Raw genomic sequence first — 11662 nt, 5'->3', positions numbered from 1 at the left:
ATTATTGCCATGGAAGCATATATTTTAAGAGGGCCCTATGACGAACGTTAATAAAGAAATGGTTGCTCAAACGAGAACAACTATTCGTAATGAAGATGTGATCAGCTCTGTTGCTGATGCACTGCAGTATATTTCTTACTACCACCCACTTGATTTCGTTCAAGCGCTTGAAAAAGCCTACCATAGAGAACAGAGTCAAGCGGCTAAAGACGCAATTGCTCAAATATTAATTAATTCACGTATGTCAGCAGAAGGGCGTCGTCCTATTTGTCAGGATACGGGGATTGTGACTTGCTTCGTTAATATTGGTATGAACGTACAGTGGGAAGGGGATTTAACCGTTCAACAAATGATCGATGAAGGTACTCGTCAAGCGTACCTTAACCCAGATAATCCACTACGTGCATCAATACTGTCTGATCCTGCTGGCAAACGTATTAATACGAAAGACAATACGCCATCGGTCGTGCACATCAATATGGTTCCGGGTAATACCGTTGAGATTCAAATCGCAGCAAAAGGCGGCGGTTCTGAAAATAAAACCAAAATGGTGATGCTAAACCCATCAGATGATATTGCGGAATGGGTAGAAAAAACCTTGCCGTTAATGGGCGCGGGTTGGTGTCCACCAGGCATGCTAGGTATAGGCATTGGCGGAACCGCAGAAAAAGCGGCGGTATTAGCGAAAGAATCGTTAATGGGTCACATTGATATTCAAGAATTGATTGACCGTGGTCCAGAGAATGCAGAAGAAGAACTGCGTCTTGATATTTTTAATCGTGTGAATAAGCTGGGCATTGGTGCACAAGGTCTTGGCGGATTAACCACGGTTGTTGATGTGAAAATAAAATCTGCACCGACACATGCCGCTTCTAAGCCTGTGTGCATGATCCCTAACTGTGCTGCAACACGTCACGTTCATTTTACCCTTGATGGTTCAGGCCCTGCTGATCTTCAGCCGCCAAAACTAGAAGAGTGGCCAGACATCACATGGGAAGCGGGCGCGAATACACGTCGTGTGAATCTTGATGGACTGACCAAAGCTGACGTACAAGAATGGCGCACAGGTGAAACGGTTCTACTAACTGGCAAGATTTTAACCGGTCGTGATGCAGCTCATAAACGTCTACAAAGCATGATTGAAAGCGGCGAAGGTTTACCTGAAGGTGTCGATTTTAATGGTAAATTCATTTATTACGTTGGCCCTGTTGACGCAGTGCGTGGCGAAGCCGTTGGTCCTGCGGGTCCAACGACATCAACTCGTATGGACAAGTTTACTGACATGATGTTAGAAACGGGTCTAATGGGAATGATCGGTAAAGCAGAGCGTGGCCCTGCAACCGTAGCGTCTATTAAAGCCAAAAAAGCAGTGTACTTAATGGCCGTCGGTGGTGCCGCATATCTCGTATCTAAAGCGATTAAAAAAGCAAGAGTGGTTGCTTTTGAAGAGCTAGGAATGGAAGCGATTTATGAATTTGATGTGGAAGACATGCCAGTGACTGTTGCGGTTGATTCAACGGGCGCAAATGCACACCAAATTGGTCCCGATACGTGGAAAGTAAAAATAGCAGAAATGGAATAAGTTAGTAATTTACTAAATAGTTTCTATAATTTATGAGAAGCACTCAATTATTGAGTGCTTTTTTATGCGTGTATCTTTAATGTTAACTAATTGAGTGTACTATGGTTCTTTATTATGATTGAAGCAAAGTACGTTATTTATTTGGAGATTTTATGAAATTATTTATTTCAGCGATATTGGCATTGTTATTGGTTGGATGCTCGTCATCATCTCAAGCAGAAAAAGAAAAAAATGCAGATGATTGGTTTAATTATGGCGAGTTTAGAGCAAAGAAAGGATTTGTGGTTCAGACTCAAGAGCAATTAGAGGCGATGAATCCTAAAGAGGTGATTACGGGTGAATTTTACAATGCCTATTTTTCGGGTCATGAGGAAGGTACTATTGTGTACTGTACCCAAGTTCCTTATATCTTAGGGTTAAGTGAAGAACCTTACTTTGGTTTGTGTGACCAATCTCATCCAAAGTTTAAAGAAGAATATGAGAAAGGTGTTAACCATAAGAAAAATAAAAAATAACGTTTATTAATTTTATTTCAGATTTTCTGGACGAACGAATTTATAGGTAATAATGCTTTTATATAAAAAATTATCATTACAAGGAATTGTTTATGTTTAAAAAAACAGCGGTGGCAACGCTACTTAGTTCTGTTTTATTAATGGGGTGTGATAGTAAGGCTCCACAGATTGCAGAGCCAGAATCGAGACCTGCGAAAACAATGGTTGTATCTATCGGTAATCAAGCCACCTCACGCTTATTCCCTGCCCAAGCAGAAGCCGGAGATAAAGCGGTATTAGCGTTTAGGGTTCCGGGGCAATTAAATACCTTAGAAGTGCATGCGGGTGAAATGGTATCAAAAGGACAGCAACTTGCCACGATAAATCCAGATGAATACCGTTTATTGCAAAAGCAAGCACAAGCACAATATCGCTTGATTGATGTTCAATACCAACGAACCAAGAAGTTGCGTAAAGACCAAGTTGTTTCAGAGCAAGATTACGATACCGCAGTAGCAAACCGAAAAACCGCCAAGGCGACCTTGGATCAAGCAAAAGCCAATCTCAGCTATACCAAATTAATTGCTCCCTACGAGGGTACCATTTCCTTGTTACCAAGTGAAAACTTTGAGTACGTAAGTGCCAAGCAATCGATCATGCATATTCAAACCAATGATATTTTTTATGTGGTTTTTCAACTTCCTGATTATTTATTACAACGGTTTAGTTTTACTGAAGTCGAAGCAACGGTAACGTTTGATTCATTTCCTAATTTTCAATTCCCTCTTGAATTTGAAGAAATTGATACCGAAGCGGACAGTAAAACATCAAGTTACACCGTTAAAATGAGCATGGCTCGACCAACAGAATTAGGTATTTTGCCAGGAATGTCTGGTCAAGTAAAAGTCACGATCCCAAGTGGTGAAAGTGAAAAATTACCAATAGGGGCGATTGACACGGAAGGTGATAAAACGTATGTGTGGCGAGTGGCCGAAGATGGCAGAGTCGAAAAAGTAGAGGTAGAGCTTAGTGATAAGCGTCAAATTCTTTCTGGCATTAATGATTCAGACCAAATCGTCTCTTCAGGAATTGCTGGATTAGAAGAAGGCATGAAAGTACGTAAGTGGGTTAAGGAGAGAGGATTATAATTATGCAGAAATTAATGAGATTTTCTTTATTGTCGACTGCCTTATTACTTACGGCTTGTAAACCAGCGCCTATTGATACGGTGTTAGAAGCACCTGATGTCATTATTAAAACGATTAATTCCGGCTTAGTGAGTGATCATCTTTATCTTCCTGCAGTCGCTACAGCGGCTGATCGCTCCCATCTAAGTTTTCGTTTATCTGGTGAGATTAAAGAGTTAAATGTTCGCTCGGGAGAAACCGTTAAAGCAGGTCAAGTTTTAGCGATTTTAGATAAGACGGATTACAACATTGATGTAGATAATGCGAGAGCAAGATACAACGTGGCAAACAGCCAGTATCGACGTTCGAAACCGTTAGTCGATAAAGGATTACTTGCTAAATCGCAATTTGATGAATTAGCCGCCCAACGTCAGATTGCATTGGCTGATTTAGAATTGGCAAAATTACGTTTAAGTTTTACTGAATTAAAAGCCCCAATTGATGGGATCATTTCCCGAGTGAGTGTCGAGCAATTTGAAAACATTCAAGTTGGGCAGCAAATCTTTAATATTCATAATCGTAGCGCGGTTGATATTACGGTTCAGGTGCCTGATAAGTTATATGCTAAACAACCAAATAAAGGATTAGTCGATAAAATCAAAGCTTCTGTTCGTTTAGATGATGGTTCATCGTACCAAGCGACAGTTAAAGAATTCACCACAGAGCCAGATCCTGAATCGGGTGCGTACTTAGTGACGTTGACGATGCCAATGCCAAAAGATCAATTTATTTTGGATGGTATGGCGGTTGAAGTCACTACTGAGCAAAGTTCGCTAGGTGCATCGAGTCAATTTGGTATGGTTATTCCGATCGAAGCCGTTTTTAATGAAGATGGGGACAACATTGATAGAGATGAAAAATACGTTTGGCTTGTTGGCTCTGACAATAAAGTGAAAAAGCAAAAAATAATCACAACCAAGGCCACATCTTCGGGTTTACGAGTCGTAGAAGGTGTCACAACGGGAGATCGTATTGTTATTGCGGGTGTTTCTCGCTTACGTGATGGCATAGAAGTGAATATCATCAATACGGAGGAGAAATAATGAGTCAAGAAAAGGGAATTGCAGCGTACTTTATTCAAAATAAAGTGATCAGCTGGATGTTGACTTTGATTTTCATTATTGGTGGAACCTCTGCTTTCTTTGGCTTAGGGCGATTAGAAGATCCTGCGTTTACCATCAAAGATGCAATGGTTGTGACGAACTATCCGGGTGCCACACCAGAGCAAGTTGAAGAGGAAGTGACGTATCCGCTTGAAAAAGCGATTCAACAACTTACCTATGTTGATGAAGTGAATTCATTATCGAGTCGTGGTTTATCTCAAATTACGGTAACCATGAAGAATAATTATGGCCCTGATGATTTACCACAAATTTGGGATGAACTGCGCCGAAAGGTAAATGACTTAAAACGTCAGTTACCACCGGGAGTCGGAGAACCATCCGTTATTGATGATTTTGGTGATGTATACGGTGTACTTCTTGCCGTTACAGGACAAGGGTATTCGTATAAAGAACTTCTTGATTATGTTGATTATTTACGTCGTGAATTAGAACTTGTTGATGGGGTAAGTAAAGTCTCAGTCTCTGGTGTTCAACAAGAGCAAGTCTTTATTGAAGCGTCACTAAAACGCATGACAAGCTTAGGTATTTCACCTCAAACACTCTACAGTTTACTTTCTGAGCAAAATACCGTTTCAAGTGCGGGTGCCGTAAAAATTGGTTCTGAATACATACAGATCCACCCAACGGGCGAGTTTCAAGATGTGTCGCAACTTGGTGATTTAATTATTACTGAAGGTGGAGCGCAAGGTCTTATTTATTTAAAAGATATTGCGACCGTAAAACGAGGTTATGTTGAAGTACCAAGTAATTTAATTAACTTCAATGGTAATTTTGCACTCAATATGGGGATCTCATTTAGTGCGGGGGTAAACGTTGTTGAAATCGGTAAATTGGTTGATCAACGAATGTTGGAGTTAAAAAACCAACAGCCCATTGGTATTGATATTTCTGAAATATACAGCCAGCCAAAAGAAGTTGATAAATCGGTGAGTGGTTTTGTGGTGAGTTTAGCCCAAGCCGTTGCCATCGTGATTATCGTTTTACTTTTCTTTATGGGGGTGCGTTCAGGCTTATTGATCGGATTAATTCTGTTAATCACCGTCTGCGGTACGTTTGTTTTCATGAAGTACTTGGCCATCGATTTACAACGAATCTCATTAGGTGCGCTCGTTATTGCACTAGGGATGTTGGTCGATAATGCCATTGTGGTGGTTGAAGGGATCCTCATTGGTATGCAAAAAGGCCGAACGAGGATGCAAGCGGCCACCGATATTGTTACGCAAACCAAGTGGCCCTTATTGGGCGCTACGGTTATTGCCGTGACAGCCTTTGCTCCAATTGGTTTATCTGATGATGCAACGGGGGAATACTGTGGAACCTTGTTTACGGTTCTATTGATTTCATTGATGCTGAGTTGGTTTACTGCCATTTCTCTTACGCCATTCTTTGCGTCTTTATTCTTTAAAGAAACGGTTCAGGTTGAAGGGGAAAATAACGAAGAGAAAGATCCGTATAATGGCATGATCTTTGTTATTTATAAGCGTTTTCTTGAGTTCTGTATGCGCTACTCAATCGCAACGATGCTGATCCTTGTTGTTGCACTTGGTGGTAGTGTCTACGGTTTTACTAAAGTGAAGCAGTCGTTCTTCCCGTCATCAACAACGCCAATTTTCTTGGTGGATGTATGGATGCCAGAAGGAACGGACATTCGCTCAACCAACAAGACGCTAAAAGAATTAGAAGATTGGATCCTAGAGCAGAAACATATTGATCATGTCACAACCACGGCGGGTAAAGGTCTGCAGCGGTTCATGTTGACCTATGCACCAGAAAAGAGCTACGCCGCGTATGGCGAGATAATGACTCGTGTTGATGATTACAACGAATTGCCGGCATTAATGGCTAAATTCCGTCAGCATATTGAAACTAATTATCCGCAGATCCAATACAAACTGAAGCAGATTGAATTAGGACCCGGTGGTGGAGCTAAAGTTGAAGCTCGCATTGTGGGTGCCGATCCAACCGTTCTTCGCAGTTTAGCCGCGCAAGTTATTGAAGTTATGCACAATGACCCATCAGCGACGAACATTCGTCATGATTGGCGTGAGCGAACTAAGGTATTAGAGCCTCAGTTTAATGAGAGTCAGGCTCGTCGTTACGGCATCTCTAAAACTGATGTGAACGAACTGCTTGAGATGGCCTTTGCGGGTAAAGCGATTGGTGTGTACCGTGATGGTACAACGTTAATGCCTATTGTGACGCGTTTACCTGAAAATGAACGTGTTGATATCAGTACGATTGAAGGAATGAAGATCTGGAGCCCGGCATTATCATTGTATATTCCATTACAGCAAGTGGTATTAGGCTACGATGTCATTTGGGAAGATCCACTGATAGTACGTAAGAATCGTAAACGTATGTTAACCGTAATGGCAGATCCAGATATTCTAGGTGAAGAAACAGCGGCGACACTGCAAAAACGTTTGCAACCACAAATAGAAGCGATCGATTTCCCTACAGGCTACAGCTTAGAATGGGGTGGTGAATATGAATCATCACGTGATGCACAAGCGTCTCTGTTCCAAACCATGCCAATGGGGTATTTGTTCATGTTCCTAGTGACGGTGTTCCTCTTTAATAGTGTGAAAGAGTCCGTTATTGTGTGGTTAACTGTTCCATTAGCTCTCATCGGTGTAACTACTGGCTTATTAGCACTTAATACTCCCTTTGGCTTTATGGCGCTATTAGGTTTCTTGAGCTTAAGTGGCATGTTATTGAAAAATGGCATCGTCTTACTCGACCAGATAGAGATAGAGATACATTCAGGTAAAGAACCCTATCATGCGGTGGTTGATGCGGCGTTAAGTCGTGTTCGTCCTGTATGTATGGCGGCGATCACTACGATTCTAGGTATGATCCCGTTATTGCCGGATACCTTCTTCAAACCAATGGCCGTGACCATTATGTTTGGTTTAGGTTTTGCAACCGTACTTACGTTGATTGTGGTTCCGGTGCTGTATCGTATGTTCCATAAAATTAAGGTTGTAGAGTATTAATTAAGGATTAAGTCATTAAATCCGATATCAAGTCCACATTGCCATACGCAGTGTGGGCTTTTTTTGTTATTATCCAAATACCAATCTACATAAATATTTGATCATTCTTGCTTGTTAAAATCGATTATAGCTGCGTTATGCTTTTCTATTACAAGAATTACGCAATAATTAGATCCACTAGTTATTACAATTTATGCCTTGCTCTAATCGATTTTTCTTACGCAATTATCTGCTCAACTACTTATCCAGATTGGTATAATATAATCTTTCCCACTGATAGGAATTGGTAATGAGCCAACTAGATCAACAAGCAATGGACAAAATCGTAAATTCTCATGAAGAAGAGCGTTTTACTTACTTTATGAAAGAAGTTGTCGCTAATCGTGAAATTTGGATTTTGACTGATGAACACGGTTGTGTGATGTTGAATACCGAAGAAGAAGATTGCGTTCCTGTATGGCCAAACAAAGAATTTGCAGAAGCATGGGCAACAGGCGAGTGGGATGTCTGTAAAGCAGAATCTATCTCTCTAAATAAATGGCACAGCCGTTGGACTACTGGTCTTGAAGATGACGAATTGGCCGTTGTTGTTTTCCCAAATCAAAATGAAGAAGGGCAAGTACTTTTCCCTGATGAATTTGATTTTGAATTAACAAAGCAAGAAAGAAAGCGTTAATTTTTTATCAACCTAGATATTAAATACAGAGACATATAAAAATGGCGACTCAAATAGAGTCGCCATTTTTATATTTTCGCTAAACAGCATAAAGTTAAGCTGACAAGGTTTCTTGGTAGCGAGCTAAACCTGATTCTAAATCTTCAATCAAATCATCAATGTCTTCTAATCCAATATGAAGACGTATCAATGTGCCTTCAAATTTAGGATGAGCCACTGTTCTTAATGCATTAAAGCTTTTTGGTTCATTAGCTAGGATCAAACTTTCAAATCCGCCCCAAGAATATCCCATACTAAAATGTGTCATGCCATCAAGCAATGCCGTTGTCGCTTTGCTATCAGACTGCTTCAATACAAAAGAGAACAAGCCATTACAGCCTGTAAAGTCACGTTGATAAAATTCGTGACCCGGACAGCTTTCAAGGGCAGGGTGACGGACGTGATCAACAAGCGGATGCTCAGCCAACCAATTGGCGATTTTAATGCTGCTTTTCTCATGTTGCTTCAGACGAACGCCCATGGTGCGTAAACCGCGCATGGCAAGGTAAGCATCATCAGGAGAGATGCATTGGCCCATTAAATAGCTTTGTTCACGCAGTTGGTCCCAATGTTTTTCATTAGCAACCGCCGTACCAAGCATCACATCGGAGTGTCCGACAATGTATTTGGTCGCCGCTTGAATCGAGATATCAACACCATGTTCAAAAGGAGAGAAATTCACACCTGCAGCCCATGTATTATCAAGCATAACCACAATGTCTGATTCGTGCGCGATACGAGCAAGCAGTGGAACATCTTGCACTTCCATCGTGATAGAACAAGGCGATTCAGTGAATAGCACTGTGGTATTTGGTTTGATTAGATCACGAATGCCTTCGCCAATCATTGGATCGTAATACGTAGTTTCAATGCCCATTTTCTTCAAGATGGTGTCACAGTAATCACGAGTCGGTTCATAACAGCCATCGACCATTAAAATATGATCGCCCGTTTTTACAAAACACAAAATCGCATTCGCAATCGCAGCGGTACCACAAGGGTATAGGGCACAACCTGCGCCACCCTCTAACTCAACCATCGCATCTTGCAAGGCAAAATGGGTTTCAGTGCCGCGACGACCATAGAAAAGAGTTTGTTTAGCACGATTAGCCATCGCATGATTTTTTTCAGCAACGGTAGTAAACACCACGGTAGAAGCACGTTGAACGGGTGGGTTAACCACGCCTTTTGTCCATTTCTTACTGCGACCTGCCGTAACATATTTAGTATCTAATTTATCTGACATCTGAATCCATTCAATTATAAGTAAGCAATACCTCCATAAAGCCAAATTGAAGCCAAAATATCAAGGATTAAAAGGAATTCAGGTCGAATAAATTTGTATTACTGTTAAAATCAGCTTATCTACATTAAATATTGAATAATACCAACCCGGATAAGTCGTTGTTCAGATAATTGCGTAGTTATCATCGATCTTAACAAGCAAAAATGACCAAATACTTATGTGAATTGGTATCAACATAAGAGTTGACTAAAAAATGCAACAGAATGAATTTGAAATACTGGTTAAAGAACTGTGTCAAAAAGAAAACCTTCCTCAAGTGCTAGAAGCATTAAAAGCATGTGAAGACCAAGATATCGTTGAAGCGGCTGAGTCACTGGCAGGTCAATTCCGTCTTGCAGAAGTAGAAGGCGAGCAACGTATTTATCATGTATTTAATGATGAAGACGAAAATGGCGAAACTCAAGAACTTGCAGAGTGGATCATGAACGAAGGCGATGATGTAATTAAATTCATCGCTTGGTTCTTCTATGCAATGTTTGATATGAAGCAAAAAGAAACGTACCAAGCGGCAGGAAAAACGTACCAACAGCCAAAGCGTTCTTAGTTCTAGACCTTATATTTACATAAAGTGAATGTAATAAAACCGAGCCAATGAGTGCTCGGTTTTTTATTGTGTTTCTTTTGTCATGATTTTTTGTATTAGTTCATCACTAACCAGTTGGTAACTTTGATAGCTAAAACCAATAAACGAATATTCTCCTCGCAGAATTAAACGGTCGCCAGCATTTAACTTGTCCCAGTCTTCTTTATTAATACTGCATATAAAATTGTTATATCAAAAAATGATAACCCGCCGTCACTGTCACCCTCTCGCTAATGAAAGCCAGTATACCGACGCATCACCATTTAAGTGTTTCTTTTATTGTTTTTATTATCAATAAATTAGTGTGTTTTTATGTGATTTAACGCAGTAGTGCTAATGCTCTAGTTCACGTTTTTACTGTAACAAAATAAACCCGTTACAGAAGTTGTTTTAGATCAAAAAGTTATTAACCGCATCAATGTTAAAACATAACTAACGATTAAATTTATTTAAATAAGATTGGAGTAAGTTATGAGTGCATTTTTTATCCCTAGCATAAATCTAATGGGTGCGGGTTGTCTTACAGAAGCAATGGACAGCATCAAATCTCAAGGCTACAAAAAAGCGTTAATCGTGACTGATAATGTATTAGTCGCTATCGGCATGGTAAAGCAAGTTTCTGATTTATTAGCTGAGCGCGGTGTAGAAGTTGCGGTGTTTGACGGCACTCAGCCAAATCCAACCATTGGTAACGTAAACGCAGGTCTTAAAATCCTACAAGAAAATCAGTGTGACTTAGTTATATCTTTAGGTGGCGGTTCTCCACATGATTGCGCTAAAGGTATTGCTTTAGTTGCGGCGAATGGTGGTGAAATTGCAGATTATGAAGGCGTAGACCAATCGCCAAAACCTCAAATGCCTTTAGTTGCTATCAATACAACCGCAGGCACGGCATCAGAAATGACCCGTTTCTGTATTATTACTGATGAAGCACGTCACATTAAAATGGCGATTGTGGATAAGCACACAACGCCGTTAATGTCAGTGAACGATCCAGAGCTAATGCTTGCTAAACCGGCCTCATTAACGGCAGCTACAGGTATGGATGCATTAACGCATGCAATTGAAGCGTATGTGTCTATTGCGGCAACACCAATCACAGATGCCGTAGCGATTAAAGCGATGGAACTAATTCAAGCGCATTTACGCACCGCAGTAGCCGATGGTCAAAACCTTGAAGCCCGTGAGCAAATGGCGTACGCACAGTTCATGGCTGGCATGGCATTCAACAACGCTTCTTTAGGTTATGTTCATGCAATGGCGCACCAATTGGGTGGTTTTTACGACCTTCCACATGGCGTATGTAATGCCATTCTTCTTCCTCATGTACAAAGCTACAACGCAAAAGTATGTTCAGAGCGTCTAAAAGACGTGGCAAAAGCAATGGGCGTAAATGTAGAAGGTATGACGAACGAAGAGGGCGCACAAGCGGCTCTTGATGCTATTAAGGTCTTATCAAAAGACGTAGGTATTCCTTCTGGTTTAACTGCATTAAATGCAAAAGAAGAAGATTTTGATACCTTGGCGGAAAATGCGCTTAAAGATGCGTGTGGATTTACTAACCCTAAACAAGCAACGCATGACGAAATTGTGAGCATTTTTAAAGCGGCAATGTAAGAATACCCATTTTAGTAATTATTTGCTCATTCTTACTGGTTAACTCACTTAATAGCGG

Annotated in this window: 9 protein-coding genes; 8 read left to right on the top strand and 1 reads right to left on the bottom strand. The window is 40.7% G+C overall.

Translation table 11 applies throughout. The features are described 5' to 3' along the window. The first annotated feature begins 37 nt into the window (after positions 1 to 37). From A6E04_RS06605 to A6E04_RS06580, 6 genes are all read left to right on the top strand, one after another. Positions 38 to 1582: a fumarate hydratase gene (locus A6E04_RS06605; protein ID WP_065610592.1), complete on the top strand. Its 1545-nt coding sequence runs from the start codon at positions 38 to 40 to the stop codon at positions 1580 to 1582. A gap of 152 nt (positions 1583 to 1734) precedes the next feature. After that, positions 1735 to 2097, top strand: a complete 363-nt coding sequence (locus tag A6E04_RS06600) for a DUF2799 domain-containing protein (protein WP_023603136.1) — start codon at positions 1735 to 1737, stop codon at positions 2095 to 2097. Between the two features lie 92 nt (positions 2098 to 2189). Then, entirely contained in the window at positions 2190 to 3224 is a 1035-nt protein-coding gene (locus tag A6E04_RS06595; RefSeq protein WP_026025275.1) for an efflux RND transporter periplasmic adaptor subunit, read from the top strand. A gap of 2 nt (positions 3225 to 3226) precedes the next feature. After that, positions 3227 to 4306 (top strand): efflux RND transporter periplasmic adaptor subunit, encoded by a 1080-nt coding sequence (locus A6E04_RS06590; RefSeq protein ID WP_017020483.1) that lies wholly within the window; start codon positions 3227 to 3229, stop codon positions 4304 to 4306. Next, on the top strand, positions 4306 to 7383 hold the full coding sequence (locus A6E04_RS06585; RefSeq protein WP_065610590.1) for an efflux RND transporter permease subunit: 3078 nt from the start codon (positions 4306 to 4308) through the stop codon (positions 7381 to 7383). Before A6E04_RS06590 ends, A6E04_RS06585 begins: the two co-directional genes overlap by 1 nt. Before the next feature lie 289 nt (positions 7384 to 7672). Then, positions 7673 to 8059, top strand: coding sequence for a DUF2750 domain-containing protein (locus tag A6E04_RS06580; protein WP_023603139.1), 387 nt, complete (start codon positions 7673 to 7675; stop codon positions 8057 to 8059). 94 nt (positions 8060 to 8153) lie between these two features. On the opposite strand, the gene A6E04_RS06575 is transcribed toward A6E04_RS06580, so the two are convergent. After that, entirely contained in the window at positions 8154 to 9344 is a 1191-nt protein-coding gene (locus tag A6E04_RS06575) for a cystathionine beta-lyase (protein ID WP_065610586.1), read from the bottom strand. 253 nt (positions 9345 to 9597) lie between these two features. Here A6E04_RS06575 and A6E04_RS06570 point away from each other — a divergent pair, with 253 nt between their 5' ends. Together A6E04_RS06570 and yiaY are read left to right on the top strand one after the other, a co-directional pair. Continuing rightward, entirely contained in the window at positions 9598 to 9948 is a 351-nt protein-coding gene (locus A6E04_RS06570; protein WP_017020480.1) for a hypothetical protein, read from the top strand. Between the two features lie 510 nt (positions 9949 to 10458). Then, complete coding sequence (gene yiaY / locus A6E04_RS06565; protein WP_065610584.1) at positions 10459 to 11604, top strand: L-threonine dehydrogenase; 1146 nt, start codon at positions 10459 to 10461, stop codon at positions 11602 to 11604. The last annotated feature ends 58 nt before the right edge of the window (positions 11605 to 11662 follow it).

The organism is Aliivibrio logei (assembly GCF_001691055.1).
Classification (GTDB): Bacteria; Pseudomonadota; Gammaproteobacteria; order Enterobacterales; family Vibrionaceae; genus Aliivibrio; species Aliivibrio salmonicida.
Note: the sequence above shows the minus strand (reverse complement) of the source record. Positions and strands in the feature narration are given on the sequence as shown.

Bases quoted from the DNA above. Each gene is read 5' to 3' on its own strand.
- A6E04_RS06605 (WP_065610592.1), top strand. From the start codon at position 38: ATGACGAACGTTAATAAAGAAATGGTTGCTCAAACGAGAACAACTATT.
- A6E04_RS06600 (WP_023603136.1), top strand. From the start codon at position 1,735: ATGAAATTATTTATTTCAGCGATATTGGCATTGTTATTGGTTGGATGC.
- A6E04_RS06595 (WP_026025275.1), top strand. From the start codon at position 2,190: ATGTTTAAAAAAACAGCGGTGGCAACGCTACTTAGTTCTGTTTTATTA.
- A6E04_RS06590 (WP_017020483.1), top strand. From the start codon at position 3,227: ATGCAGAAATTAATGAGATTTTCTTTATTGTCGACTGCCTTATTACTT.
- A6E04_RS06585 (WP_065610590.1), top strand. From the start codon at position 4,306: ATGAGTCAAGAAAAGGGAATTGCAGCGTACTTTATTCAAAATAAAGTG.
- A6E04_RS06580 (WP_023603139.1), top strand. From the start codon at position 7,673: ATGAGCCAACTAGATCAACAAGCAATGGACAAAATCGTAAATTCTCAT.
- A6E04_RS06575 (WP_065610586.1), bottom strand. From the start codon at position 9,344: ATGTCAGATAAATTAGATACTAAATATGTTACGGCAGGTCGCAGTAAG.
- A6E04_RS06570 (WP_017020480.1), top strand. From the start codon at position 9,598: ATGCAACAGAATGAATTTGAAATACTGGTTAAAGAACTGTGTCAAAAA.
- yiaY (WP_065610584.1), top strand. From the start codon at position 10,459: ATGAGTGCATTTTTTATCCCTAGCATAAATCTAATGGGTGCGGGTTGT.